At 72.3% G+C, this 23,919-nt stretch carries 24 protein-coding genes and 2 pseudogenes; 13 read left to right on the top strand and 13 right to left on the bottom strand.

All coding sequences use genetic code 11. The annotated features are described in order from the left end of the window. Positions 1-23: 23 nt before the first annotated feature. The 3 genes from AB0M27_RS14330 to AB0M27_RS14320 all read right to left on the bottom strand — a co-directional run bounded on the left by AB0M27_RS14330 (position 24) and on the right by AB0M27_RS14320 (position 2,545). Entirely contained in the window at positions 24-257 is a 234-nt protein-coding gene (locus AB0M27_RS14330; protein ID WP_365721395.1) for a ferredoxin, read from the bottom strand. Positions 258-260: 3 nt separating this feature from the next. After that, the gene (locus AB0M27_RS14325) at positions 261-1,712 is read right to left on the bottom strand and encodes an aldehyde dehydrogenase (protein WP_365721393.1); all 1,452 of its coding nucleotides are present in this window, start codon (positions 1,710-1,712) and stop codon (positions 261-263) included. 200 nt (positions 1,713-1,912) lie between these two features. Next, on the bottom strand, positions 1,913-2,545 hold the full coding sequence (locus tag AB0M27_RS14320) for a carbonic anhydrase (protein WP_365721391.1): 633 nt from the start codon (positions 2,543-2,545) through the stop codon (positions 1,913-1,915). 352 nt (positions 2,546-2,897) lie between these two features. Here AB0M27_RS14320 and AB0M27_RS14315 point away from each other — a divergent pair, with 352 nt between their 5' ends. Further along, complete coding sequence (locus AB0M27_RS14315) at positions 2,898-3,929, top strand: MBL fold metallo-hydrolase (RefSeq protein WP_365721389.1); 1,032 nt, start codon at positions 2,898-2,900, stop codon at positions 3,927-3,929. 66 nt (positions 3,930-3,995) lie between these two features. Then, positions 3,996-4,448, top strand: coding sequence for a nuclear transport factor 2 family protein (locus AB0M27_RS14310; protein WP_365721387.1), 453 nt, complete (start codon positions 3,996-3,998; stop codon positions 4,446-4,448). Here AB0M27_RS14310 and AB0M27_RS14305 read toward each other — a convergent pair. Further along, positions 4,445-4,678 (bottom strand): hypothetical protein, encoded by a 234-nt coding sequence (locus AB0M27_RS14305; RefSeq protein WP_365721385.1) that lies wholly within the window; start codon positions 4,676-4,678, stop codon positions 4,445-4,447. The two genes, AB0M27_RS14310 and AB0M27_RS14305, sit on opposite strands and share 4 nt — an antisense overlap. Beyond that, the gene (locus AB0M27_RS14300) at positions 4,666-5,124 is read right to left on the bottom strand and encodes a phosphotransferase (protein ID WP_365721383.1); all 459 of its coding nucleotides are present in this window, start codon (positions 5,122-5,124) and stop codon (positions 4,666-4,668) included. Before AB0M27_RS14300 ends, AB0M27_RS14305 begins: the two co-directional genes overlap by 13 nt. Positions 5,125-5,463: 339 nt before the next feature. On the opposite strand from AB0M27_RS14300, the gene AB0M27_RS14295 reads away from it, so the two are divergent. The 7 genes from AB0M27_RS14295 (at position 5,464) to AB0M27_RS14265 (ending at position 12,804) form a co-directional block, all read left to right on the top strand. Beyond that, positions 5,464-6,696 carry a prenyltransferase/squalene oxidase repeat-containing protein gene (locus AB0M27_RS14295; protein ID WP_365721381.1) on the top strand — a complete coding sequence of 411 codons (1,233 nt, stop codon included), beginning with the start codon at positions 5,464-5,466 and terminating at the stop codon, positions 6,694-6,696. Continuing rightward, complete coding sequence (locus AB0M27_RS14290) at positions 6,693-7,343, top strand: SCO2322 family protein (protein ID WP_365721379.1); 651 nt, start codon at positions 6,693-6,695, stop codon at positions 7,341-7,343. The genes AB0M27_RS14295 and AB0M27_RS14290 overlap by 4 nt, the downstream gene beginning before the upstream one ends. Beyond that, positions 7,330-8,502 carry an energy-coupling factor transporter transmembrane component T gene (locus AB0M27_RS14285; protein WP_365721377.1) on the top strand — a complete coding sequence of 391 codons (1,173 nt, stop codon included), beginning with the start codon at positions 7,330-7,332 and terminating at the stop codon, positions 8,500-8,502. The genes AB0M27_RS14290 and AB0M27_RS14285 overlap by 14 nt, the downstream gene beginning before the upstream one ends. Further along, the gene (locus AB0M27_RS14280) at positions 8,499-10,355 is read left to right on the top strand and encodes an ATP-binding cassette domain-containing protein (protein WP_365721375.1); all 1,857 of its coding nucleotides are present in this window, start codon (positions 8,499-8,501) and stop codon (positions 10,353-10,355) included. Before AB0M27_RS14285 ends, AB0M27_RS14280 begins: the two co-directional genes overlap by 4 nt. Next, positions 10,352-11,221: an ECF transporter S component gene (locus tag AB0M27_RS14275; RefSeq protein ID WP_365721373.1), complete on the top strand. Its 870-nt coding sequence runs from the start codon at positions 10,352-10,354 to the stop codon at positions 11,219-11,221. The genes AB0M27_RS14280 and AB0M27_RS14275 overlap by 4 nt, the downstream gene beginning before the upstream one ends. 366 nt (positions 11,222-11,587) lie before the next feature. Next, complete coding sequence (locus AB0M27_RS14270; protein WP_365721371.1) at positions 11,588-12,001, top strand: transglycosylase SLT domain-containing protein; 414 nt, start codon at positions 11,588-11,590, stop codon at positions 11,999-12,001. Positions 12,002-12,102: 101 nt separating this feature from the next. Next, complete coding sequence (locus AB0M27_RS14265; protein ID WP_365721369.1) at positions 12,103-12,804, top strand: YoaK family protein; 702 nt, start codon at positions 12,103-12,105, stop codon at positions 12,802-12,804. Between the two features lie 82 nt (positions 12,805-12,886). Here the strand turns inward: AB0M27_RS14265 and AB0M27_RS14260 are convergent, their stop codons facing one another. Next, on the bottom strand, positions 12,887-14,122 hold the full coding sequence (locus tag AB0M27_RS14260; RefSeq protein ID WP_365721367.1) for a cytochrome P450: 1,236 nt from the start codon (positions 14,120-14,122) through the stop codon (positions 12,887-12,889). A gap of 236 nt (positions 14,123-14,358) precedes the next feature. Here AB0M27_RS14260 and AB0M27_RS14255 point away from each other — a divergent pair, with 236 nt between their 5' ends. Continuing rightward, the gene (locus AB0M27_RS14255) at positions 14,359-15,528 is read left to right on the top strand and encodes a steroid 3-ketoacyl-CoA thiolase (RefSeq protein WP_365721365.1); all 1,170 of its coding nucleotides are present in this window, start codon (positions 14,359-14,361) and stop codon (positions 15,526-15,528) included. A 42-nt stretch (positions 15,529-15,570) separates the two neighbouring features. Here the strand turns inward: AB0M27_RS14255 and AB0M27_RS14250 are convergent. Next, positions 15,571-15,858, bottom strand: a pseudogene (locus AB0M27_RS14250) (zinc ribbon domain-containing protein); the annotation flags it as partial. Continuing rightward, positions 15,858-16,887, bottom strand: a pseudogene (locus tag AB0M27_RS14245) (glycosyltransferase family 87 protein); the annotation flags it as partial. The pseudogenes AB0M27_RS14245 and AB0M27_RS14250, both read right to left, overlap by 1 nt. Positions 16,888-17,244: 357 nt before the next feature. Between AB0M27_RS14245 and proP the strand changes: the two are divergent. Both proP and AB0M27_RS14235 read left to right on the top strand, forming a co-directional pair. Beyond that, positions 17,245-18,630, top strand: a complete 1,386-nt coding sequence (gene proP / locus AB0M27_RS14240) for a glycine betaine/L-proline transporter ProP (RefSeq protein ID WP_365721363.1) — start codon at positions 17,245-17,247, stop codon at positions 18,628-18,630. Positions 18,631-19,071: 441 nt separating this feature from the next. Next, complete coding sequence (locus AB0M27_RS14235; protein ID WP_365721361.1) at positions 19,072-19,743, top strand: O-methyltransferase; 672 nt, start codon at positions 19,072-19,074, stop codon at positions 19,741-19,743. A gap of 27 nt (positions 19,744-19,770) precedes the next feature. Here AB0M27_RS14235 and AB0M27_RS14230 read toward each other — a convergent pair whose 3' ends face one another. Next, positions 19,771-20,163 carry a hypothetical protein gene (locus tag AB0M27_RS14230; RefSeq protein ID WP_365721359.1) on the bottom strand — a complete coding sequence of 131 codons (393 nt, stop codon included), beginning with the start codon at positions 20,161-20,163 and terminating at the stop codon, positions 19,771-19,773. A gap of 118 nt (positions 20,164-20,281) precedes the next feature. Between AB0M27_RS14230 and AB0M27_RS14225 the strand changes: the two genes are divergently transcribed. Next, positions 20,282-20,728: a DUF1992 domain-containing protein gene (locus tag AB0M27_RS14225; protein ID WP_365721357.1), complete on the top strand. Its 447-nt coding sequence runs from the start codon at positions 20,282-20,284 to the stop codon at positions 20,726-20,728. On the opposite strand, the gene AB0M27_RS14220 is transcribed toward AB0M27_RS14225, so the two are convergent. The 4 genes from AB0M27_RS14220 to AB0M27_RS14205 form a co-directional block, all read right to left on the bottom strand. Further along, positions 20,717-21,373 (bottom strand): hypothetical protein, encoded by a 657-nt coding sequence (locus AB0M27_RS14220; RefSeq protein ID WP_365721355.1) that lies wholly within the window; start codon positions 21,371-21,373, stop codon positions 20,717-20,719. The two genes, AB0M27_RS14225 and AB0M27_RS14220, sit on opposite strands and share 12 nt — an antisense overlap. A gap of 602 nt (positions 21,374-21,975) precedes the next feature. After that, complete coding sequence (locus AB0M27_RS14215) at positions 21,976-22,596, bottom strand: hypothetical protein (RefSeq protein ID WP_365721353.1); 621 nt, start codon at positions 22,594-22,596, stop codon at positions 21,976-21,978. Positions 22,597-22,673: 77 nt separating this feature from the next. After that, complete coding sequence (locus AB0M27_RS14210; protein ID WP_365721351.1) at positions 22,674-23,096, bottom strand: nuclear transport factor 2 family protein; 423 nt, start codon at positions 23,094-23,096, stop codon at positions 22,674-22,676. A gap of 50 nt (positions 23,097-23,146) precedes the next feature. Beyond that, a complete protein-coding gene (locus AB0M27_RS14205; RefSeq protein ID WP_365721349.1) occupies positions 23,147-23,869 on the bottom strand; it encodes a YafY family protein in 723 nt (240 codons plus the stop codon). Between the last annotated feature and the right edge of the window lie 50 nt (positions 23,870-23,919).

Here is a 23,919-nt window from a genome sequence, read left to right as displayed (position 1 = left end):
GGTAACCCGAGGCACGGACACGCCTACTCCTCGGGCGGGAACACCGCCTCCCCGCTCTCCAGCAGCGTGATCACGATCGCCTCCACCGGGCAGCTCTCGGCCGCCTCCAGGACGGGTTCGGCGGCGTCGGTGTCCGGGTCCACCGGGTGGGACTGGCGGGCCAGGTCGAGGCGGAAGGCGTGCGGGGCGTGGTGGAGGCACTGGGCCGAGCCGATGCACAGCGACCGGTCGACCTCGACGTGCCAGCGGTCGCCCATGGCCTACGCCCCCGCCGGCAGGTGGATCATCTTGTGCTCGAGGTATGCGCCGTACCCCTCGGGACCGAACTCCCGCCCCAGCCCGGAGTTCTTGTAGCCGCCGAACGGGCCCAGCATGTCCAGGCTGAAGGTGTTGACCGAGTAGGTGCCGGTGCGGACCCGCCGCGCCACGTCGATGCCGTGCTCGACGTCGGCCGTCCACACGCTGCCGGACAGTCCGTAGTCCGAGTCGTCGGCGATCTTCACGGCCTCGGTCTCGTCGCCGTACGGGAGCAGGCAGATGACCGGGCCGAAGATCTCCTCGCGGGCGATCCGCATGGAGTTGTCCACGTCTCCGAAGAGGGTCGGTTCGACGTACCAGCCGCGGTCGAGTCCCGGCGGCCGGCCGCCGCCGGTGAGGATCTTGGCGCCCTCCTCCTGGCCGATCCGGATGTAGTCGAGGTTGCGCTGCTGCTGGCGGCGGGCGACCAGCGGGCCGACCTGGGTCGCCGGGTCCAGCGGGTCGCCGACCTTCAGCGCGCCGGCCGCCGCCGCGAAGGCGTCGGCGAACTCGTCGTAGCGGGCGCGCGGGACGAGGATGCGGGTCTGGGCCACGCACGCCTGCCCGTTGTTCATCCAGGCCGCCGGGACGATCCCGGCCACGGCCGTCTGCACGTCCGCGTCGGGCAGCACGACCGCCGCCGACTTCCCGCCCAGCTCCAGCGTGACCCGGGTGAGATTGCGGGCGGCGACCTCCATCACGCGCTTGCCGGCCGCGACCGAGCCGGTGAAGGAGATCTTGTCGATGCCGGGGTGGCCGACCAGGTACTCGCTGACCTCGCGGTCGGCGGGCAGGATGGAGAGCACGCCCTCGGGGAGACCGGCCTCCCGCGCGATCTCCCCCAGGAGATACGCGTCGAGCGGGGACTCCGGGGACGGCTTCAGTACGACCGTGCAGCCGGCCAGCAGCGCGGGCGCGAGCTTGGCGGCGGCGACGAACTGCGGGACGTTCCAGGGGACCACGGCCGCGACCACACCGACCGGCTCACGGCGGACGAGGATCGGGCCGAGGACACCGTCCCGGCGCTCCTCGTACGTGTAGTCCCGCGCGACCCTGATCGCGGCGTCCCACACCAACATCGCGCCGAGCGCCTGGGCGAGGACGCTCCAGGAGTACGGGGAGCCGTTCTGGGCGGAGATCACCCGGGCGATCTCCTCGTGCCGGGCCGCGATGCCGTCCTTGATGCGGGTGACGACCTGGATCCGCTCCTCCAGCGTCGCCCGCGGCCACGGCCCCTCGTCGAAGGCGCGGCGCGCGACGGCCACGGCCCGGTCCACGTCCTGCCGGGAGGCGTGCGGCACCCGGCCGATGACCTCCTCGGTGTGCGGGGAGATCACCTCGATGACGTCCTTGCCCAGGGGCTCGGTCAACTCCCCGCCGATGAACAGCTGTCCGTGTTCCACGAGCTCGGTCATGGCCGGCTGCCTCCCACCGCATCGCACGTTTCTGACGCTGTTTCAGAACTGATATCAGTTCTAGTTATAGGGGGCAATGCCCAGCACCGAACAGGCCCGCACCAGCGGATTTGCCACTGGCGCGGGCGCCGTCATGCCGTCTGGGCCGTCTCTGGGCCGTCCGAGGCCGCTCACAGGGCATGTCCGTCCCGGTTGACCGGTCAGGAAGGCGCGCCCGCCAGAACGTCCACCTTGCCGGTGTCGAGGGAGTAGTAGGCGCCGACCACGGCAAGGCTGCCCTTTCTTACGAGTGGGGCCAGGTCCCGGTTCGAGCGCAGGTCGGCCGCGGTCAGCTTGGCCTGCGCACGGGCCATGGTCTCGACCGGGTCGGCACCGCCTTCCTTGACCGCCTGTTCGTACGCCGGACGCAGAGCCCTGGCGATCGCTTCGAGATTCCCCGGCAGCGGCTTGCCGCCGTGGAGGGACTTGTACGCCGCCTCGATGGCGCCACACCGCTGATGCCCCAGGACCACGATGAGCGGAGTGCCACTCGTCATGGGCCCGTACTCCACGGAACCCGTGACCACCGGCCCCACCGCCTCCCCGCCGGTGCGCATCACGTACAGGTCACCCAGCCCGGTGTCGAAGATGAGTTCGGGCGCCACCCGGGAGTCGATGCAGGCGAGGATCGCCCCGAACGGCTTCTGCCCCTGGGCTACGAACTGGCGCCGGTTCGGATCCCGGTCGGGGTGTTGAAGGTCCCCGCTCACCCACCGCTTGTTGCCGTCCATCAGCCTCGCGAAGGCCGCGGCGGGCGTTGCCGGGCTCGCTTCCGGTGAAGCACTGGCCGTCATCAGGGTGGCACTCCTCGATGAGCACCCCGCAAGTACGGCCGTGGAGACTGCGAGTCCACCAGCGAGCAGAGCCCTGCGATTCGGGTGTTCCGCTGCGGCCATCGGTCGTTCCCCTCAATCCGCCGAAACGCGTACATACGCTATGCCCAGGCGATTGTTCAGCGCGGTGAGGAAGCCGGACCGCAGGCACGAGCAGACGAGGGGCCGCTTTCCCGCAGACGGCCCAGAGGACCCGTCCCGGCGGCCGCATGAAAGCCTTCGGACAACAAAGCGGACGCTCACCAGTATCTGACGTGTAATCAGTTCTAGTTATAGTGGGCCATGGGCCGGCGGGTGGAGGGGTGGAGGGGCGATGGTGACGACGTTCGAGCGCGGTGGGGGCGTACGGTCGGTGGCGGTGCCCATCCCGGACAATCCTCTCGGTCACACGCTGGTCTACGTCGTGGAGAGCGACCGTGGTCCGGTGCTGGTCGACACCGGGTGGGACGACCCGGCGTCCTGGGACACGCTCGTGGCGGGGCTGGCCGCGTGCGGTACGGCGGTGGCTGAGGTGTACGGCGTCGTCATCACGCATCACCACCCGGACCACCACGGCCTGTCGGCCCGGGTGCGCGAGGCCTCCGGCGCCTGGGTGGCGATGCACGCCGCCGACACCGCGGTCGTACGGCGCACCCGGGAGGTCCGGCCGGAGCGCTGGTTCGGCTACATGCGCGCCAAACTCGCGGCCGCCGGCGCGCCCGAGGAACACCTGGCGCCGCTCCTCACTCCCCGCACCCCCCGCACCCTGCCCGGCCTCTCCCCCGCCCTGCCGGACCGGGAGATCGTCCCCGGCGAGCTCCTCGACCTGCCCGGCCGCAGGCTGCGCGCGATCTGGACCCCGGGCCACACACCGGGCCACGTCTGCCTGCACCTGGAGGAGGAGCATCCCGACCACCGGCTTCCGGGGCACGGGCGGCTGTTCAGCGGTGACCACCTGCTGCCCCGGATCACCCCGCACATCGGCCTGTACGAGGACCCGGACGACGCGACCGTCACCGACCCCCTCGGCGACTACCTCGACTCCCTGGAACGCATCGGCCGCCTCGCCCCCGCCGAGGTCCTCCCCGCGCACCAGCACGCCTTCACCGACGCGCCGGGCCGGGTACGGGAGTTGCTCGCCCATCATGAGGAGCGCCTGGCCGGCCTGCTCGCCCTGCTCGCCGAGCCGCTCACGCCGTGGCAGCTGGCCGAGCGCATGGAGTGGAACCGCCCCTGGGCCGAGATCCCCTACGGCTCCCGGAACATCGCCATCTCGGAGGCCGAGGCCCATCTGCGCCGCCTGGTGAAGCAGGGCCGGACGGAACCGGTGGCGGGGAGCGAGCCGGTGGCGTACGTGGCGGTGTGACGCGGTCTAGCGGTCTAGCGGTCTAAATGAGTCGCTTTGTGCGCGGCGGCCCTGTTACACAGGCTCATGAACCTCGTCGACGCACTTCTCGCCCAGCACGCCTGCGAACACGTCGTCCTGCACTTCGTCCGCCGCCTCGACCTGGGTGAACCGGCCGACGTGGCCGACCTGTTCACCGAGGACGGCGTCTGGGAGTGGCCTCCGCCGGGGGACGGGCGCCGGATCGAGGGCCGGGAGGCGCTGCGCGCGTACTTCGGCTCCCGCCCCGCCGACCGGCTCTCCCGCCGTCTGATGTCCAATGTGCTGGTCACGATCACCGGCCCGGACTCGGCGGGCGCCACGTCATACTTCACGACGTACCGCGTCGACGGATACGAGGGAGGCGACCCCATTCCCGCCGGGCCGCCCGTCCAGGTGGGTCACTACGAGGACACCTTCCGCCGGGTCGACGGCAAGTGGCTGATCGCCTCCCGCACCCTGCACCTGCCCTTCGGCGGCGACACCCCGAGGGTCGGCTAGCGGATGGTGCGCCATTGCGCCACCCCGGGTACCAACAGCTCGGCGCCCGCGAGGAGTTCGACCTCGCGGGCCGTCATCGTCGCATTGGCCGCCCTGCGCCCTCGCGCCTCCGTCAGCCCCTCCTCCGTGAGGTCCGACGGGTCGGCCGGCAATGCCGCGAACATGTCGTGGGCCGGACCGGCCGGCGGGGTGTCGTCCACGGCGACCTGGGCGAGGATCACCGCCGACATGCACAGTCCAGGCCGGGGTGACCGTCCTCGGTGTTGGACCAGTCGATCACGCGGGGGCCGTCCGGGGTGAGCATCACGTTGTCGGGGTGCAGGTCGAGGTGGAGTACGCGGGCTCGCGGGTCGGCCGGGTTCCGGCCCGGTACGGCGTGCAGTTGCCGCAGCAGGGAGGCGAGCAGGGTGCCCGCCTCCGCCGCGTCGGCCCGCCCCTCGGTGAGGGCGGTCAGCAGGGTCGGGCCGGACACTCGTTCCGGCACCAGGCCGGTGCGTGAGCCGGTGGGCCTTGCCCGGGGTGCCGGACAGCCGTGCTGCCGGACGTACGCCATCACGGCCCCCTCGGCGGCGGCGTCCCCCCAACCGTCCCGGTCGCGGCGCAACACCCAGGCGTCGTCGCTCTCGTACACGTCGGCCGAGCAGCCCCCACCCAGCAGTCTCCCCGTCTCTGTCACGACCGTGACCCTGGTCACCGCACCCCCGTGTGCACAGCCACTCCTCAGGCCGCTCAGGGCTGCCGGTAAAGTGGCGGGGTCGTCATCACACCCGTACGGGGGAAAGCCGGTGCAATTCCGGCGCTGACCCTCCGCCAACTCTCGGCTTCGCTCGAGCCAAGGGCACCCCCATCCGTGAGCCGCCGTGAGGCGGTGAGCCGGACCGCCCCGGGCGGGACGTTGACCGGCTCGCGTGCGTCGGCGGTCCGCCGCGCACGGCACCGTCGAGGTTTACGGAGCCGAGCCGCCCGGGGTGTCTCCCGTGCTGCCGGTTCCCCAAAGGAGAGGCAGTCGCCGACCATGAACGTCCGCCGCAGTGCCGCGGCTCTCGCCGCCATAGGCGTGCTGGCCGCCGCCGCGCCCGCCACGGCCGCCGGCCAGTCCCCGTCTCCCTCCCCGAAGGTCGCGATCCCGTCCGGGCTGTACGGCACCTCCGACCCGACCTACGACGGCGTGTGGCGCCAGTCGCTGACGCTCATCGCCCAGCGGACCCTCGGCTACCGGCCGGCGGCGAAGGCCGTGGACTGGCTCGCCGGTCAGCAGTGCGCGAACGGCGCCTTCGCCGCGTTCCGCGCCGCCCCCGCCAAGGCCTGCGACGGCAAGGTCATGGTGGACACCAACAGCACGGCCGCCGCGGTCCAGGCCCTGAAGGCGGCCGGCGGGCACGACGACGCCGTCGGCAAGGCCGTGACCTGGCTGAAGTCCGTGCAGAACAAGGACGGCGGCTGGGGCTACGCGCCGGGCGGGCCCAGCGACACCAACTCCACCTCCGTCGTCATCGGCGCGCTCGCGGCGGCGGGTACGGATCCGGCGACCCTCGGCAAGGCGGGCAAGTCCCCCTACGACCTCCTCGCCGCCATGTCCCTCGCCTGCGACCAGGACGGCGGCGGCGCCCTCGCCTACCAGCCGGACAAGAAGGGCAAGTTGCCCGCCAACGCGGACGCCACGGCGGCCGGTGTGCTCGGCGCCCTCGGCAAGGGGTTCGTGGTCCAGGCCGGCAAGGCGCCCGCGCAGGACGCGTGCGCCAAGGCCGACCGTCCCACCCCGGCCCAGGTCGCCGACAACGCCGGCGCCTATCTGGCGGCCGCCGTCGGCAGGACCGGGCACCTGCAGTCCGCCCTCCCCGGCGCCAAGGCCCAGCCGGACTTCGGCAACACCGCGGACACGGTCGTCGCGCTCGCCGCGGACGGCCGGACCGAGCAGGCGAGGAAGGCGTACGGCTGGCTGGAGAAGAACGCCGGGCGCTGGGCGGCGCAGAGCGGTCCGGCGGCGTACGCCCAGCTGATCCTCGCCGCGCACGCGGTCGGCGCGCAGCCCGGTGACTTCGACGGAACCAGCCTGGTCACGTCCCTCAACGAGCTCGGCCCGGCCCCAGCCATGGACTCCGCCGCGCACGGGACCAGGAAGGCCGGGCAGTCGGAGAAGTCCGACAGCGGCTCAGGCCTCGGCGTCTGGTGGTTCGTCGGCGTCTGCCTCGTCGCGGGCATCGGCGTCGGCTTCCTGCTCAGCGGCCGGAAGAAGCGACAGCCGTGACCGCCGTCCGCCGCGCCGCGAGCCTGCTGTGCGCCGCGCTCGTCCTGCTGGCCGGGGCGGCGGGCCAGGCGCAGGCCACCGGCTACCGCTACTGGTCGTTCTGGGAGCGCGACGGCGACCACTGGACGTACGCCACGCAGGGCCCGTCGACCGCCCGTCCCGACGACGGCGCCGTGGAGGGCTTCCGCTTCGCGGTGAGCGCGGACTCGGCGGACGCGAGCCGGCCGCGCGGGGCGGCGGACTTCGGCACGATCTGCGCGGGTACACCCGCCAAGTCCGGTACGAAGCGGGTGGCACTCGTCCTCGACTTCGGCACCCCGGCGGACGCGCCGTCCGCCGAGACACCACCGGCCCGCCGCACGGCGTGCGCGCGGGTCCCGGCGGACGCGACGACCGCCGACGCCCTGGCGGCCGTCGCACCACCCCTGCGCTACGACACCAACGCCCTGCTGTGCGCGATCTCCGGGTATCCGAAGAAGGGGTGCGGGGAGCAGGTTTCGGCGTCCTCGGGCAAGAAGACGCCGGAGAAGAGCGGTGGTTCGAGCAGCGGGCCGTCCCTGGGGCTGCCGATCGGTGCGGGAGTCGTCGCCGTGCTGGCGGGCGCGACGGTGTGGCAGTACCGACGGCGACGCGATGACTCCGTCTGACCGCGGGCCGGTGGGGGCTGATCGCGCCCACACGGCGGAGCCACACATCGATGCGGCCCACGCCCCTTACGGGGCGCGCCCGCGCCGGGCCACTGTTCACCCCGGTGCCTGGTGGCTCTGGTCGCTCTCCCTCGGTACCGCCGCCACCCGCACCACCAACCCCCTGCTCCTCGCACTCCTCGTATCCATCTCCGCCTACGTCGTGGCAACGCACCGCGGCAACACCGGCACCCCCACCGCCCACGCCTACACCGCCTTCGCCAAGCTCGCCCTCGCCGTCCTCCTCATCCGTCTCCTCTTCGCGGTGGCGCTGGGCTCCCCCATCCCCGGCACCCACACCCTCCTCACGCTCCCCGAGGTCCCCCTCCCCCACTGGGCGCAGGGCATCCGCCTGGGCGGAAAGGTCACGGCGGAGGCGCTCGTCTTCGCCGCCTACGACGGGCTGAAGCTGGCCACCCTCCTGATCTGTGTCGGCGCGGCGAACGCGCTCGCGAGCCCCGCCCGCCTCCTCAAGTCCCTGCCCGGCGCCCTGTACGAGACCGGCGTCGCCGTCGTCGTCGCGCTCACCTTCGCCCCGCATCTCATCGCCGACGTCCGGCGCCTGCGCGCCGCCCGCCGGCTGCGCGGCCGCCCGGACCGGGGTCTGCGGGGCCTGCTCCAGGTCGGACTGCCGGTACTGGAGGGCGCGTTGGAGCGCTCGGTGGCACTCGCCGCCGCGATGGAGGCCCGAGGCTACGGCCGTACGGTCGAGGTCCCCGCGCGCATCCGCCGTACGACGGCCGCGCTCACCCTCGGCGGCCTGCTCGGCGTGTGCGCGGGGACGTACGGTCTGCTCACCGCCGAGGGCGGCACCTACGGCGTCCCGCTCCTCCTCGCCGGTGCCGTCGCCGCGCTCGCGGGGCTGCGCCTCGGCAGCCGCCGTTCGCTGCGCACCCGGTACCGCCCGGACCCGTGGGGCACCCGGGCCTGGCTGGTCACCGGCTCCGGCGCCGCGGTCGCCGCGCTGCTCAGCCTGGCCTCCGCCCGCGACCCCGAGGCACTGCACCCCGGGGTCGTACCCCTCGTCGCTCCCACTCTCCCCCTGTGGCCGGCCGCCGCGATCCTCCTCGCCCTCCTCCCCGCCTTCGTCGTCCCCCAGGACCCCAAGGAGCCGTCGTGATCCGCTTCGAGGATGTCAGCGTGACGTACGACGGTGCGGCCGGACCCGCCGTCCAGGGCGTCGACTTCGAGGTGCCGGAGGGCGAACTCGTGCTGCTCCTCGGGCCGTCCGGGGTCGGCAAGTCGACCGTGCTCGGCGCGGTCAGCGGTCTCGTGCCGCACTTCACCGGCGGCACCCTGCGCGGCCGCGTCACGGTGGCGGGCCGGGACACCCGTACCCACAAGCCGCGCGAACTCGCCGACGTGGTCGGCACGGTGGGGCAGGACCCGCTCGCCCACTTCGTGACCGACACCGTGGAGGACGAACTCGCCTACGGCATGGAGTCGTTGGGCCTCGCCCCGGAGGTCATGCGGCGCCGGGTGGAGGAGACCCTCGACCTGCTGGGGCTGGCCGCACTGCGCGACCGCCCGATCGCCACGCTCTCCGGTGGCCAGCGGCAGCGGGTCGCGATCGGCTCGGTCCTCACCCCGCATCCCCGGGTACTGGTCCTGGACGAGCCGACCTCGGCGCTGGACCCGGCCGCCGCGGAGGAGGTCCTGGCGGTACTCCAGCGCCTGGTGCACGACCTCGGCACGACGATCCTGATGGCCGAACACCGTCTGGAGCGCGTGATCCACTACGCCGACCGAGCCGTCCTCCTGCCCGGTCCCGGCGAGGCCCCGATCGTCGGCTCCCTGCCCGAGGTGCTGGCGGTCTCCCCGGTCTACCCGCCGGTGGTCGCCCTGGGCCGCCTTGCGGGCTGGTCCCCCCTTCCCCTCACCGTCCGAGACGCCCGCCGGCGCGCCGGTCCCCTGCGAGAACGCCTGGCCGCATCCGCAGCCGCGGGTACGCGCGGCACTGCGGCTGCGGGTGCGAGGGGGCTGGTCGCACAGTTCCCCGCGCTCCTGGGGAGTTGCGGCACCGCCCGCCGCGAAGTGCAGCCGCCGCTGCGGGCAGTCGTGCCGCCAGGGGCGGCACGCGTGAGCGTGGGGGAGGCGTCCCACCGGCGCGGGCAAGCGAAACCTGCCCCCGCCCAGCCGCAGCACCCCGGACCCGCCGAACCCACCCGCCGGTTCCTCTCCCGTCGCCGCCCCGCCTCCCCCACCCCCGAACCCGAGCAACCGCACATCGCCGAAGTCCGCTCCCTCTCCGTCCGCCGGGCCCGCGTCGACGCCCTGCGGCACATCGACCTCACCGTCGCCCCCGGCGAGACCCTCGCCCTCATGGGCCGCAACGGCGCCGGAAAGTCCACCCTTCTCCACTCACTCGTCGGCCTGGTGGCACCCAGCGCCGGAAGCGTCCGGGTCGGCGGAGTCGAGCCCCACCGCACCGCACCCCCCGACCTCGTACGCCGCGTCGGCCTGGTCCCACAGGAACCACGGGATCTCCTGTACGCCGACACGGTCGCCGAGGAGTGCGCGGCGGCCGACCGGGACGCGGGAGCCGAGCCGGGGACCTGCCGGGCGCTGGTGTCCGAGCTGTTGCCGGGGATCACGGACGACACCCACCCCCGCGACCTGTCCGAGGGGCAGTGTCTGGCGCTCGCCCTGGCCGTGGTGCTGACCGCCCGCCCGCCCCTCCTCCTGCTGGACGAGCCGACCCGCGGCCTGGACTACGCGGCCAAGGCCCGCCTGGTGACCGTACTGCGCGGCCTCGCCGCCGAGGGGCACGCGATCGTGCTGGCCACGCATGACGTGGAGCTGGCGGCCGAGATCGCGCACCGGGTGGTACTGCTCGCCGAGGGGGACGTCATAGCCGACGGACCGACCGCGCACATCGTCGTCTCCTCACCGTCCTTCGCCCCGCAGGTGACGAAGATCCTGGCCCCACAGCAGTGGCTCACCGTGGCCGAGGTACGAGAGGCCCTGGCATGAGCGCGTCCCCGCACATCCGCAGCCGAACCACGAAAACCCCCGGCACCAGCCCCGCCCGCCTCCACGCCATCCGTCTGGGCCCCCGCTCGCTCGCCGCGCTGGCCCTGGTCAGCGCGGTCGGTGCGGTCGGCTTCGGGTGGCCCTTCCTCGCTCCGCCCAGCTCGCAGCTGAGTGCCCACGCCCAGGACGCGCCCTGGCTCTTCGCGGGCCTGCTCATCCTCCTGGTCGCGGTCGTGGCGGCGACGATCTCGGAGTCGGATCTCGGGCCGAAGGCCGTGGCCATGCTGGGCGTGCTGGCCGCGACGGGGGCCGCGCTGCGTCCGATCGGCGCGGGCACGGCGGGCATCGAGCCGATGTTCTTCCTGATGGTGCTCAGCGGCCGGGTGCTGGGCCCCGGCTTCGGCTTCACCCTGGGCTCGGTGACCATGTTCGCGTCCGCCCTGCTCACGGGCGGGGTCGGACCGTGGCTGCCGTTCCAGATGCTGTCGATGGGCTGGTTCACGATGGGCGCCGGGCTGCTCCCGGGCCCGGTCCGGCTGCGCGGCCGGTTCGAGTTGCTGCTCCTCGCGGTCTACGGCTTCCTCGCCGCCTTCGCCTACGGCACGGTCATGGACCTGGCCGGCTGGCCGTTCATGGGAGCCGCCGCCTCGAACATCTCCTTCGACGCCCATGCCTCCGTCCCCGCCAACCTGGCCCGTTTCATGGCCTACTGCCTGGCCACCTCGCTCGGCTGGGACCTGGGCCGGGCCCTGTGCACGGTGGTGCTGACCCTCGTCCTCGGTCCGGCCGTGCTGCGCGCGCTGCGCCGGGCCACCCGGCGGGCCGCCTTCGAGACCGCGGTCACATTCGACGGCCCCGCGGCGTGACGGGCGGCACAGCGTACGGCCTCGCTGTGTGAGGTCTCGTATCCGGTCTGCGAGCGAGACGGTGAAGCGCCCCACATGACGCACGTCACCTACGAGGCGGGACCGTAGTCCGAGATGTCCGATATGCCCTTTAGTGCACCCCTTCCGACCTGCACTTTGAGACCCACGCCACAGAGTCGGCGTTTCCCGTCTATCCGGCCACAACTAGTAAAAGGGGTCATTGCGGACGGCTTTCCGGGCTGCTTCTCTGGACGACGTCGCCAGGCGCCACAAGCCCACCCGGGCCGAGGCGCCGACGCACACGGCCACATCGCGTGGCCCGTCCCATGCGGGCGATCCCCCTGTCCCCGACGCAAGAGGTACTCCGTGTCCGTCTCCTTCATCCGCCGCATCGCTTCCCCGAAGAAGGCCCTCACCGTTGCCGCCGTGGCCGCCGCCACCGCCGGCATGGCACTGTCCGCGGCGCCCGCCCAGGCCGCCCCGACCTCGGCCTCCTCCGCTCAGGCGATCGCGCACAAGATGATCCCGGACGCCGCGCAGTTCAACGCGTTCAGCAAGATCGTCTCGCATGAGAGCGGTTGGAACCCGTCGGCCACCAACAGCTCCTCCGGCGCCTACGGCCTGGTCCAGGCCCTGCCGGGCTCGAAGATGGCCTCCGCCGGTTCCGACTGGAAGACCAACCCGGCCACCCAGATCAAGTGGGGCCTGGACTACATGAAGTCGCGCTACGGCAGCCCCGTGAAGGCCTGGAACTTCTGGCAGGCCAACGGCTGGTACTGAGCCATCCGCAGCGCGCCCCGAAGCCGCTGAAGGCGGCGGCCCCCGATCCCCGGGCCGCCGCCTTCGGCGTTTCCCGCATCCCCACATGGTCAACTGGGGCGGTGAGCGCAGCGGAAGACGCATCGGCAAAGGAACCGTACGACCTGGAGGAGCGCGGGCTCCGGCTGGTGTTCGTGCTGCTGGTCCTGACCGTGGTGAGCGGGCTGATCGACGCCGTCAGCTATCTGGGGCTCGGCCGGGTCTTCACCGCCAACATGACCGGCAACGTGGTCGTGCTCGGCTTCGCGGCGGCCGGTGCGCCCGGCTTCTCCGTGCGGCACACGGCGACCTCGCTGGGGTGTTTTCTGCTGGGCGCGGTGACCGGCGGCCGGCTCGCCATCCGCGTCGGCAAGGGGTCGCGCCGCACCTGGACCCGCCTCACCCTGACCGCCGAAGCGGTCCTGCTGGCCCTGTCGGCGGCGGTCGCCTTCACCCGGCCGCACGCCACCGGCACGGTCTACGCCGTGATCGCCCTCACGGGGTACGCGATGGGCCTGCGCAACGCGACCGTCCGCAAACTGGGCGTCGCCGCCATCAGCACCACCACCGTGCTGACCATGACCCTGACCGGTCTGGCCGCCGAGTCCCGCCTCGGCGGCGCCCCCGGCCACCGCTCGCCGCGCCGCACGGCCTCGGTGATCGCCATGTTGGCCGGCGCCTGCCTGGGCGCGTGGCTGGTCCTCCATCACGGCCTGGGCATCCCGCTGCTTGTCGCGGCCCTCGCCTCGGGCGTGCTGGCGGTGGTGGCGTCCGGCAGGGAGTGAACCTGCCGACCTCGGGGGAGGCAGGAACGGGGCGTTGGGGTAGGGGTGCTCCTGCCTCCCTCGGGGTGGGCCGACCCGCGGGTCAGCCGGTGGTGACCTGAAGTTCCTTGACGCCGTTGATCCAGGCCGAGCGCAGTCGCCGGGGCTCGTCGGCCGAGCGCAGGCCGGGCATCGCGTCGGCGATCGCGTTGAAGATCAGGTCGATCTCCAGGATCGCCAGGGACTTGCCGAGGCAGTAGTGGGGCCCGCCACCGCCGAAGCCGAGGTGGGGGTTGGGGTCGCGGGTGATGTCGAAGGCGTCGGGGTCGGTGAAGACCTCGGGGTCGTGGTTGGCGGAGGCGTAGAACAGCCCGACGCGATCGCCCTTCTTGATCTGGACCCCGCCCAGTTCCGTGTCCTGTGCGGCCGTCCGCTGAAAGGCGTTGACCGGGGTCGCCCAGCGCACGATCTCCTCTGCCGTCGTCCCGGGCCGCTCCCGCTTGAACAGCTCCCACTGCTCGGGGTGGGTGAGGAAGGCGTGCATGCCGTGGGTGATGGCGTTCCGGGTCGTCTCGTTCCCGGCCACCGCCAGCATCAGCACGAAGAAGCCGAACTCGTCGGAGTTCAGGTTGCCCTCGTCCTCCGCCGCGACGAGCGTCGTCACGATGTCACGGGCCGGGCACTTCTTGCGTTCGGCGGCCATGTTCATGGCGTAGGCGATGATCTCGGCGGCCGACTCCGCGCCGACCTCCTCGGTGATGGCGTACTCGGGATCGTCGTAGGCGATCATCCTGTTGGACCAGTCGAAGATCTTGGACCGGTCCTCCTGCGGGACCCCGATCAGCTCGGCGATGGCCTGCAGGGGCAGTTCGCAGGCGACCTCGGTGACGAAGTCGAAGGGTCCGGAGCGGGCGCGGGCACTCGCGACGATCGCCTCGGCGCGCGCCCGGAGCCGGTCCTCCAGGGCGCGGATGGAACGTGGCGTGAAGCCGCGCTGCACGATCTGCCGTACCCGCGTATGTTCCGGAGGATCCATGTTGAGCAGGATCAGCCGCTGTGCGTCGATCGCGTCGCGCTCGATGTGCTCGTTGAAGCGGATGATCGCGGTGTTGACGGTGGAGGAGAAGAGTTCCGGGTGCGTGGAGACGTACTTGACGTCCGCGTGCCGGGTCACGGCCCAGTAGCCGTCGTCGGCGAAGCCCGCGATGCCGTGCGGCTGCGGGATCCAGCGGACCGGCTCGGTGCGGCGCAGCTCGGCGAACTCCGGGAGGGGCACACGGTGGTGCAGCAGGTCGGGGTCGGTGAAGTCGAACCCGTCGGGCAGCGCGGGGCAGTGCATCGGCGGCTCCCGTCGTGAAGTTCTGACGGCCCATCAGCGAGTGCGGTGAACGTAGTAACGGGTTCTACAACTCGCAAGAGGTACGGCAGCCCCAATCCGTGCGGAATTCGTGCAGATCGCGGCTTCGGCACCTGCAAGACCCTTGCGGTGATGGACATCACGTCAGCAGACTGCTGGGCAGAACTAGAACGCGTACTAGTTCTGGAGGAGAGCCCTCTCGGAGAGGACCCGCACCCATGGCCGCCGAACCCGTGATCGTCGAAGCCGTCCGCACCCCGATCGGCAAGCGCGGCGGCGCGCTCGCCAATCTGCACCCCGCCTATCTCCTGGGCGAGACCTACCGTGAACTCCTCGGCCGCACCGGCATCCCCGCCGACGCGGTCGAGCAGATCGTCGGCGGCACGGTCACCCACGCCGGCGAACAGTCCATGAACCCCGCGCGCACGGCCTGGCTGACCATGGGCCTCCCCTACGAGACGGCCGCCACGACCGTCGACTGCCAGTGCGGCTCCTCCCAGCAGGCCTCGCACATGGTGGCCAACATGGTCGCCGGGGGCGTGATCGACGTCGGGATCAGCTGCGGTGTCGAGGCGATGAGCCGGGTCCCGCTGGGGTCGGGTTCGAAGCACGGTCCCGGCAAGCCGTTCCCGGACGAGTGGAACGTCGACCTCCCCAACCAGTTCGAGGCGGCCGAACGCATCGCCCGCCACCGGGGTTTGACGCGGGAGAACGTGGACGCGCTGGGCCTGCTCTCCCAGCAGCGGGCGGCCCTGGCCTGGGCGGAGGAACGCTTCAAGCGCGAGACCTTCGCCGTGCAGGTGCCGACCACCGAGGAGGAGCAGTACGCCGGTCAGGGCATGTGGCGGCTCGTGGACAAGGACGAGGGCCTGCGGGACACGTCCGTGGAGGCGCTGGCGAAGTTGAAGCCGGTGATGCCGACGGCCGTCCACACGGCGGGCAACTCGTCCCAGATCTCCGACGGCGCGGCGGCCATCATGTGGGCATCGAAGCGGATGGCGCGGGCGCTGAAGCTGAAGCCCCGGGCGCGGATCGTCGCCCAGGCCCTGGTCGGCGCCAACCCGCACTTCCACCTGGACGGCCCGATCGACGCGACGCGCGCGGTGCTGGGCAAGGCGGGGATGTCCCTGAAGGACATCGACCTGGTCGAGATCAACGAGGCGTTCGCGTCGGTCGTGTTGAGCTGGGCCCAGGTCTTCGAACAGGACCTGGACAAGGTCAACGTCAACGGCGGTGCGATTGCGCTGGGTCACCCGGTGGGGGCGACGGGCGCCCGCCTGATCACCACCGCCCTGCACGAACTGGAGCGCGTGGACAAGGAGTTCGCGCTGATCACCATGTGCGCGGGCGGTGGGCTGGCTACCGGGACGATCATTCAGCGGTTTTGAAGTTCTTCCCTCCCTTCGCAAGCTCAGGAAGGGGATTCCCGTCTACCTTGCGGCGACGGGCTTGACGGTTGTAGCCGCCTTACGACCGCGCCTTCCGGCGGCCGGGGCCTCCACTATGACGTGGCCGATCCGGTACAGGTGCAAGATGTTCTGGGCTGCGTTCCAGTCGGCGTTGCACTGGAAGTCGCAGTCGGGGTTCTTGCAAATGAACGTGGCCTGGTCTTCCCTGCTGCCGGGGACGGTGAATCCGCATGCTGAGCAGCGTCGGGAGGTGTTCGGGACGGGGACCTTGACGAGCTGGCCGCCGTAGCGGCTGAGCTTGTACGTCAGATCATCGCGACCGGCCAGACGTACCGGTCGGAGGCCCGGCTGCCGACCCGGCCGACCATGGCGAGCAGCACCCACAGCAGCTGGTACTGCCAGGCGGTGGGAGAGACGGCGACGACGGCACAGCCGGTGACGGCCACGGCGAGCAGCAGCTGGCCGTCGTGGGCGTAACGGACGGCGCGGCGCAGGGCTAACGCGCCGACGGCGGCGCCGAGCACCAGGAAGAGGGCGATCTCCAGCGGTCCGGTCAGGCCCAGGCGGAGCAGGGCGCCGTGCAGGGACTGGTTGCCGAGGGCGTCGGCCTTGCCGCCGGGGCCCGTCCCGGCCATGTGGTGCACCCAGTACGTGTACGAGTCGTGCGGGAGCGCCGCCCAGGCGAGCGCGGTGCAGGCGGCGAAGGTACCGGCCGTGGCGGCGGCCCGGCGGCGGCCGGTGAACCACAGCAGCGGGGCGAAGAGCAGCATGGTCGGCTGCGGAGCGGCGGCAAGACCGATGCACAGCCCGCCCTCCCGCCGGCTTCGCACGGTGAAGCAGCCGAGCAGGCGAACAGGACCGGGATGATGCTGGTCTGGCCGAGCCGCAGGGCGTCGCGGACCGGCAGCGACAGCATGAGCAGGCTGATCGCGACCGGCGCGGCCAGCGGGGAGGTGCGGCGGCCCACCGGCTGGGGCAGCGCGCGGGCGGCCACCAGGCCGAGGGCGACGACCAGCAGCAGGGTGACGAAGGTCCAGCCCCAGCCGAGGGCGGCCTGCGCCGAACGGGTGAGGGGTTTGAGCACCAGATCGCCCAAGGGGGTGCCGGTGAACCGGGTCGAGTCGTAGATCGAACCGTTCACATGCAGCACGCCGTGGGGGCCGACCCAGGTCTCCAGGTCGGTGAGCCGCTCGGCGTGGTGAGGCCGACGGCCAGCTGCCGTACCGCGAGGATCGCGGCCGCCGCCCACAGGGCGAGCCGGGCCGTGCGCAGCCGCGCCTCGGCCGGGGCCCTGCCGAAGGCGTCCGCCGGTCGCCCGCTGTGCTCCACGTTCGCCACGCCTCGTCGGCCTCCCGCCCCGCCCGGTCCCGGCACCGGTCAGGCCGGGTTCTTCCGCGAACCCTGTGAAAACTTCACCTGCCGTTGCCCCCCTTTTGTCCGGATGATGACGATAGTCCGCAGTACGTCCGGTTGTCCGTCCGGGGCGCGACAAGGATCACAGCGCGGGACCGGACTGCCTGATCACGAGCGGGCGGACGTACCTGGGTACACACGGTTTAGCTGCAGCGTGCAGCTAACTGCATACGGGGCGTAAGGGGCCGAGGTCCGCCTATGGTCGCTTTTCGGCCCGTGCCCCGGCAGCGTCGCCGTACGGACCGCGTCCCTGTCCCCGTCGAAAGGTAGGCGAGCCCCGTTTTGGCGACCGCCGCAGCAGTCTCCCCGTCCCTTCCGAAGACCCGGCGGGCCGCCAGGGCCCGTGACGTCACCGTCACCGACCCCGCGCTGGTCAAGCGCGCCGTGAAGGCGGCCGCGCTCGGCAACGCGATGGAGTGGTTCGACTTCGGTGTCTACAGCTACATCGCGGTCACGCTGGGCAAGGTCTTCTTCCCGTCCGGCAACCCGACCGCACAGCTGCTGTCGACCTTCGGCGCCTTCGCGGCGGCCTTCCTGGTCCGGCCGCTCGGTGGCATGGTCTTCGGTCCGCTGGGCGACCGCGTGGGCCGTCAGAAGGTTCTCGCCCTCACGATGATCATGATGGCGGCGGGCACGTTCGCGATCGGCCTGATCCCGTCGTACGCCTCGATCGGCGTGGGCGCGCCGCTGCTGCTTCTGGCCGCCCGGCTGGTGCAGGGCTTCTCGACCGGTGGTGAGTACGCCGGCGCGTCGACCTTCATCGCCGAGTACGCCCCCGACAAGAGGCGCGGCTTCTTCGGCAGCTGGCTGGAGTTCGGCACGCTGGCCGGCTATATCGGCGGCGCGGGTCTGGTGACGTTGATGACGGCACTGCTGTCGTCGCAGGACCTGCTGTCCTGGGGCTGGCGCATCCCGTTCCTGATCGCGGGCCCGATGGGCATCATCGGTCTGTATCTGCGGATGCGGCTGGAGGAGACCCCGGCGTTCGCCGCCGAGGTGGAGAAGGCGGAGGCCGCCCGGCCCAAGGTGCCGCTGCGAGAGATGATCGCGGGCCAGTGGAAGGCCCTGCTGCTGTGCATGGGTCTGGTGCTGGTCTTCAACGTCACCGACTACATGCTGCTGTCGTACATGCCGAGCTACCTCACCAGTGAGCTGAAGTACGACGAGACGCACGGTCTGCTGGTCGTGCTCGGAGTGATGGCCCTGATGATGATCGTCCAGCCGCTCGCAGGCGCGCTGACCGACCGGATCGGCCGGCGTCCGGTGATCGCGGCGGGCTGCGCGGGCTTCCTGTTCCTGTCCATCCCCGCCGTGCTGCTGATCCGCGAGGGAGGTCTGCCGGCCGTGGGGCTGGGCATGGGCGCCCTGGGTCTGCTCCTCGTGTGCTTCACGGCGGCCATGCCGGCCGCGCTGCCCGCTCTCTTCCCGACGCGGGTGCGGTACGGGTCGCTGTCCATCGGGTTCAACGTGTCGGTGTCGCTGTTCGGCGGGACGACTCCGCTGGTGGTGACCGCGCTGATCGGGGCGACGGGGAACATGATGATGCCCGCGTATTACATGATGGCCGCGGCTGTCGTGGGCGGGTTCGCTGTGTGGCGGATGTCCGAGTCTGCGGGGCGGCCGTTGCCTGGTTCGGCGCCTTCGGTGGAGGGTCGCCAAGCGCCGTAGGGGTGCGGGTCGTGTGCCGGGTGCGGGTGCGTGGGGGTTGATCGCGCAGTTCCCCGCGCCCCTGGGGAGTTGCAGCCGACGCGGCCTGGAAGCGCCGTAGCTGCGGGAAGTGGTGCCGCTGGGGCGGCACGGGTGGGCGCTGGCGGTACCCGCTCCGGGGGAGGCACCTTGCCCGCGGCGGTAAGCGGCCCAATCCCCGGCCGGCACCGACACCCCGGTCCAGCGGGTGATCTACGACTGTCGGCTGCGCGAGGCTCGGTGGGGTTCCGGTCCGGCTGTTCACCATGGGCGGCGTGCTCCTGGCGGTCGCGGCCGCCGTCGCCGTGATCGTCGTACGGCGCTCCCGGCGCCGGTGAATCCGTCGGTGATCACGCCGTCGGCGCCCGTCGGCTGAGACGATGTCGGTGGGAAGGGCAGGCACTCGGGAAAGGCAGCAGGAGCATGAGCGACTCCCAGCTCTGGGACGACGTCGACGACTACTTCACCAGCCGGCTCGCCCCCGATGACGAGGCGCTGCGGGCGGCCCTGCGGGAGAACGACGCAGCCGGTCTGCCGCACATCGCCGTCACGGCGGCGCAGGGCAAGTTCCTCCAGCTGCTCGCCCAGGTCCAGGGCGCGCGGCACATCCTGGAGATCGGCACACTCGGCGGCTACAGCACGATCTGGCTGGCCCGGGCCCTGCCCGAGGACGGCAGGCTCGTGTCGCTGGAGTACAACGCCAAGCACGCCGAGGTGGCCACCCGGAACCTCGCCCGGGCCGGCCTGGACCGGATCGCGGAGGTGCGGGTGGGCCCCGCCCTGGAGTCGCTGCCCAAGCTCGCCGACGAGAATCCGGCCCCGTTCGACCTGGTGTTCATCGACGCCGACAAGGCCAACAACGCGCACTACGTGGAGTGGGCGCTGCGGCTCACCCGCACCGGCAGCCTGATCGTCGTGGACAACGTGGTGCGCGGCGGCCGGGTCGTCGACGAGAGCAGCACCGAGCCCGACGTCGTGGGCACGCGCGCCGCGATCGAACTGATCGCCACGCATCCGAGGCTGACCGGCACCGCCATCCAGACGGTCGGCAGCAAGGGCCACGACGGCTTCGCGCTGGCCCGGGTACTGGACTGAGCCGCTCCGGCGCCACCCGGCCGGGGCTCAGACCTCGTGGTAGAAGCCGACGTTGACGCTGCGCGGCTCGGTGCGGTCCTGGACGACGATCTCGCCGGACCCGCCGTGCGGCAGCGGTACGGTCGCGCCGTAGCCGAGGGGCTGCGCGTACTCCCCGACCATCAGCCGCACTTCGGACGACGGCTCGGCCTGCGAACCGCGCAACCAGGTCAACTGCCAGCCGCCGTCCGGGCCGCACCGGAACTCCAGGTGCACACGGGAGACGAACAGCCAGTCCTCCGGGGTGGCCAGCCGGCACACGGACGCGTCCCGGCCGACCCGGAGCACGGCGCCCGGCTCGCTCGGCGCGTCGGCCATCGTCATGCCGGCCGTGACGCCCGCGTCGGCACCGGAGACGGTGGCCATGGTGAGTTCGAGCACGAGCGTTTCCCCCTCGACGTCGGTGACGTCCTTGTACGGCGGCCGGATTGGGCCGGATCGGTGTACCGCCGCCGCATGATAAAACGCCCGGCCGGACCGCGTCCGGCACAATGGGTTCATGACCGAGCGAAAGCCACCGGGCGTGCCGTTCGAGTCCTGGGTCGACAAGCAGATCCGCGACGCGCAGGGTCGGGGGGAGTTCGAGCGGCTGCCGGGCACGGGTGAGCCGTTGCCCGCCGACCTCGACTCCGGCTACGACGAACTGTGGTGGATCAAGCGGAAGATGGCGCGCGAGGGCCTGTCCGTGCTGCCGCCCGCCCTCGCCCTGCGCAAGGAGGCCGAGGACGCGCTCGCGGCGGCCTACGCGGCGCCCTCCGAGCGGATCGCGCGGAAGATCATCGAGGACGTCAACGTCAAGATCAAGGACATGATGTTCAAGCCGCCGCCCGGGCCTCCGCTGGGCAAGAAGCCGTACGACGTCGCGGAGGTCGTACGCGAGTGGCGGCAGCGCAGGGCTGCCGCCAAGGGCGAGCTGCGGACTCCGGGGCGACCGTCAGATGTGTAGCAGGCGCCCGGCCAGCTCCTGGTAGTCGCGCAGAGCCAGCCTGAGCTGCTCGGTGTCGGTGTCCGAGCCCGGTCCACGGTCCTCGGAGGCCTCCCAGGAGCGCCGCAGCGTGCGGCGCCGCCGCTCCACGGCCTCCTCGAACCGCCCCGCGATCTCCTCCAGCACGTGATCGGCCTGCTCGACCGCGCCCAGAGGCTCGTCCACGAACCCGACGGCCAGCTGCCGCATCCGCTGCTCCCAGAGGTCGGTCTCGTCGTGGGACAGCAGGGGGGCGCCGGTGCCGGAGGAAGCGGGTGCCGTGTCGCCGACGGCGGACCCACCTCGGGAGGCCCCGGTGCCGCCCGGTGCCGTCGGCCATGCGTCCCGTTCCGTGGACTCGCTGGTGTGCGCGTCACGCCCGCTCACATCGCCGGGGGACGGAACCCCGAGCCCGTCGTCCGGCATCGGACTCTCGCTCGCCGCACCACTCTCGCCGGCCGTGCGGCTCTCGTGTCGCGTCGCGCGCTCGCTCGGCAGCCAGCCCTCGTGCGACGTCCCGAGCTCGTCCGGCATACGCCCCTCGACCGGCGTCCCGCGCTCGCTCGGCAGCCCGGTCCCACCGGGCATGCGTCCCTCGCCCGGCGGCACACCCCTCTCATCGGACATCCGACCCTCCGGCGGCGTCACGGGCTCGACCGGAATCCCCGCCTCGACCGGCATCCCGCTCCCACGGGACATCCGACCCTCAGCCGGCATGGCGCCCTCGCCCGGCACGCGACCCTCGTGCGGCATCCCGGGTTCGATCGGCGTCCTGCTCTCGCCGGACATGCGACCCTCACCCAGCGGCATGCCCCTCTCGCCGGACATCCCGCTCTCGCCGGGCATCCGGCCCTCGCCAGCCATGCCGCCGACACCAGGCGTCCGGCCCTCGCCCGGCATGCCACCCCCGTCCCCTACCCGCTCCTCGGTGGGCGGTCGGGGGCTCGTGGGGTGGAGGTCTGTGGGGCCCGGGGGGTGTGGGGGTGTGTCCTCTGGCGTGAGGTCGTCGGCTGTCAGGCCGTTTCGGCCGGGGCCGATCGATCCGGGGAGGCGGGATGTGCCCCCTGTGGGCGGGGGTTCGCCCGGGAGTCGTTCCTCCGGCAGGGGGTCCCTCGGGGTGCGGCCGCCCAGAGGCATGTCCTCCGGGGGCCAGTCCTCGTCCGGCGGCCGACGGAAGCGGCCGGTGGAACGCTCGTCGCCGGGTCCGCTCGTCCTGTCCGACATGATGCTCAACCCTCCTTCGAGTGGCTGGTGCCGGCGTGGGTCGCCCGGTGGCGGCCGGTTTCCCGGGAGGGGTGGGTCAGATCGTCGAAGAGGGCGCGGGCGCCGACGAGCGCCGTACGCATCTCCTCGGTCCCGGAACCGGCCTCGGTCAGCCCGTCGCGCGCCCCGGCACGGGCCACCCGGTGCACCTGCCGATAGCCGTCGACGTGCGCGGCGTGGTGCACGGACAGCGCGGCGAGCTGCTCCTCGTAGCGCCCGCCGTTCGGGTAGCCGCGCGCGGCGGCGAGGTCCGCGAGCAACTGGTCGGCCTCGGCCACCGCCTGCCGCGGCGACTCGACGAAGTGTTCCTGCACGGCCGTCCAGCGAGCCGCGTAGTGCTCACGCCCGGCCCGGTCCAGTGGCCGTTCCCGCAGGTGGCCGTGGCGTTGGACGCGCTCAGCCAGCTCCTGTTCGGCGGCCCTGGTATCCCCGTCGTGCAGGGCCACGGCCCGCTCGTACTCGGGTCCGAAGCGCCGCTTCAGACCGGGCCCGCCGTACCGTCCGCGGCCGCGCAGGATCGGGGCGGTGGCCGCGGCGATGATCACTACCGCCACGATCACGGTCAACACGATCACGCCTGTGGACATGGTTGCCTTCCGATCGGGCCGGCCCCACTGGTCGGCTCCCCCTCCGGGTGACCCGGTGGGGGAGCCACAAACGGTGGTCAGTCCGCGAAGCGGCGCAGTCCGGTCACCGACCAGACGGCGGCGATGCGCCCGTCCACCACCTCCAGCAGGTCGATCCCGCTCTTCTGGGTGCCGTCCGGCAGGGTCACGTACCAGCAGCAGGCGGCCCGGCCCGACTCGCCGTCCACCACCGATGTCCCGTCGACGGTGAAGCGCAGTCCGGGCTTCTCCTCGCGGAACGCGGAGACCAGCCCGAGGATCCCGGCCGGGCCGTGCACCGCGTCGGTGGTCGCGCCCCGCTCGGGATCGTTGCCGAGACGGATGCGGAAGCCGGGCGCGAGGAACGCCTCCGGGTCGCTGAAGTCGCCGTTCCACAGCGCGGTCCAGCGGTCGAAGAGGGCGATGCCGGTGGCGGGGGTGAGATCGGTGCCGCTCGTCAGGGATGTCGATGTCGATGTCATGGGCATCAGCCTGCGCCCCGTCCACGACAACCCCCTGTCGGTGATTGCCGTCACATCACCGTCGCCGCGTCGAGCGGTACGACGTCGGAGCCGAGCGTGTCGAGGGCGGCGAGGTCGACCGTGCGGTGCGGGGCCCGCTCGTCCAGGGCCGTCGCCGTGCGGACCCGGTCCAGCCGGAAGCCGCGCGGTGCGTCCCGCAGCCGGCACCAGGCCGCCAGATACCAGTGCTCCGTCCCGCCGAGGAAGCCGAGCGGTTCCACGTCCCGCGCGGTGACCCGGCCGGCGGCGTCCTCATACTCCAGCCGCAGCACCCGGCCCGCGGTCAGCGCCTCCCGCAGCGCGCCGGGCACCGCGGGGCCGGCGGGCCGCTCCGCGCGGGCCGCCGGGACGAGCAGCCGTACCCGCTCGGTCAGCTCGGCCGCCGCCCTGCGCTCCCGTTCCGGCATCACGGCGAGCACCTTGTGCAGCGCGCTGCGCGCGTCCGCCGCGAACGGCGTCCCGGCCAGCACGTGCAGACCGACGGCGAGGGCGGTCGCCTCGGCCGGGGTGATGGTCAGCGGCGGCAGCGTCCGCTCCTTGTCGAGCACGTACCCGCCGCTGCGGCCCGGCTCGGCGTGGATGGGCACCCCGGACTGCTGCAACGCGGCCAGGTCCCGCTCGATCGTGCGGACACTGACCTCGAAGCGCCGGGCGAGCGAACGGGCGCTGCGGGGGCGGGGAGCGGCGGCGCGCAACTCCTCGACGAGGGCGTAGAGACGGTCGGTGCGGTTCACGGCAGACAGTCTGCGGAAATTCGCTCGGCGGCGCGGCGACGGCCGCCGAC

Origin of the sequence: Streptomyces sp. NPDC052107, assembly GCF_040680215.1 — a bacterium.
Classification (GTDB): domain Bacteria; phylum Actinomycetota; class Actinomycetes; order Streptomycetales; family Streptomycetaceae; genus Streptomyces.
This window is presented reverse-complemented; position numbering and strand designations above follow the sequence as displayed.

Excerpts from the sequence above, each read along its gene's own strand:
- AB0M27_RS14320 (WP_365721391.1), bottom strand. The coding sequence starts at position 2,545 with ATGACGGCCAGTGCTTCACCGGAAGCGAGCCCGGCAACGCCCGCCGCG.
- AB0M27_RS14235 (WP_365721361.1), top strand. The coding sequence starts at position 19,072 with ATGAGCGACTCCCAGCTCTGGGACGACGTCGACGACTACTTCACCAGC.
- AB0M27_RS14310 (WP_365721387.1), top strand. The coding sequence starts at position 3,996 with ATGAACCTCGTCGACGCACTTCTCGCCCAGCACGCCTGCGAACACGTC.
- AB0M27_RS14285 (WP_365721377.1), top strand. The coding sequence starts at position 7,330 with ATGACTCCGTCTGACCGCGGGCCGGTGGGGGCTGATCGCGCCCACACG.
- AB0M27_RS14275 (WP_365721373.1), top strand. The coding sequence starts at position 10,352 with ATGAGCGCGTCCCCGCACATCCGCAGCCGAACCACGAAAACCCCCGGC.
- AB0M27_RS14215 (WP_365721353.1), bottom strand. The coding sequence starts at position 22,596 with ATGTCCACAGGCGTGATCGTGTTGACCGTGATCGTGGCGGTAGTGATC.
- AB0M27_RS14255 (WP_365721365.1), top strand. The coding sequence starts at position 14,359 with ATGGCCGCCGAACCCGTGATCGTCGAAGCCGTCCGCACCCCGATCGGC.
- AB0M27_RS14225 (WP_365721357.1), top strand. The coding sequence starts at position 20,282 with ATGACCGAGCGAAAGCCACCGGGCGTGCCGTTCGAGTCCTGGGTCGAC.
- AB0M27_RS14260 (WP_365721367.1), bottom strand. The coding sequence starts at position 14,122 with ATGCACTGCCCCGCGCTGCCCGACGGGTTCGACTTCACCGACCCCGAC.
- AB0M27_RS14325 (WP_365721393.1), bottom strand. The coding sequence starts at position 1,712 with ATGACCGAGCTCGTGGAACACGGACAGCTGTTCATCGGCGGGGAGTTG.
- AB0M27_RS14315 (WP_365721389.1), top strand. The coding sequence starts at position 2,898 with ATGGTGACGACGTTCGAGCGCGGTGGGGGCGTACGGTCGGTGGCGGTG.
- AB0M27_RS14305 (WP_365721385.1), bottom strand. The coding sequence starts at position 4,678 with ATGTCGGCGGTGATCCTCGCCCAGGTCGCCGTGGACGACACCCCGCCG.
- AB0M27_RS14220 (WP_365721355.1), bottom strand. The coding sequence starts at position 21,373 with ATGTCCGATGAGAGGGGTGTGCCGCCGGGCGAGGGACGCATGCCCGGT.
- AB0M27_RS14210 (WP_365721351.1), bottom strand. The coding sequence starts at position 23,096 with ATGACATCGACATCGACATCCCTGACGAGCGGCACCGATCTCACCCCC.
- AB0M27_RS14295 (WP_365721381.1), top strand. The coding sequence starts at position 5,464 with ATGAACGTCCGCCGCAGTGCCGCGGCTCTCGCCGCCATAGGCGTGCTG.
- AB0M27_RS14330 (WP_365721395.1), bottom strand. The coding sequence starts at position 257 with ATGGGCGACCGCTGGCACGTCGAGGTCGACCGGTCGCTGTGCATCGGC.